The organism is Arthrobacter sp. LAR12-1-1.1 (assembly GCF_040676555.1).
In the GTDB taxonomy this organism is placed as follows: domain Bacteria; phylum Actinomycetota; class Actinomycetes; order Actinomycetales; family Micrococcaceae; genus Arthrobacter.
On the sequence record NZ_JBEGIG010000039.1, the window covers coordinates 1 to 610 of the forward strand.

At 72.1% G+C, this 610-nt stretch carries 1 pseudogene; it reads left to right on the forward strand.

What is annotated here, in order from left to right:
- Nucleotides 1–610: pseudogene (locus MRBLAR12_RS18585) on the forward strand (serine hydroxymethyltransferase); the annotation flags it as partial.

Sequence of the window (610 nt, forward strand, 5' to 3'; positions counted from 1 at the left end):
GCCTACCTGATGGTGGACATGGCGCACTTCGCCGGGCTGGTCGCGGCCGGGCTGCACCCGTCCCCGGTCCCGCACGCCCACGTCACCACCTCCACGACGCACAAGACCCTGGCCGGTCCGCGCGGCGGGATCATCCTGTCCAACGACGCGGAGATCGCCAAGAAGATCAACTCGGCGGTGTTCCCGGGCCAGCAGGGCGGGCCGCTGGAGCACGTGATCGCGGGCAAGGCCGTGGCGTTCAAGATCGCCGCGTCCGAGGAGTTCCGGGAGCGCCAGCAGCGGGTCCTGGCCGGTGCCAGGATCCTCGCGGACCGGCTGGTCCAGCCGGATGTGACCGCGAAGGGGATCAGCGTGATCTCCGGCGGCACCGATGTGCACCTGGTCCTGGTGGACCTGCGCGACTGCGAGCTGAACGGGCAGGAAGCCGAGGACCGCCTCGCGGCCATCGACATCACGGTCAACCGCAACGCCGTCCCGTTCGACCCGCGCCCGCCGATGGTGACCTCCGGGCTGCGGATCGGCACCCCGGCGCTGGCGACCCGCGGCTTCGGCGAGGCGGCCTTCGCCGAGGTCGCGGACATCATCGCCGAGGCCCTGACCGCCGACGCCG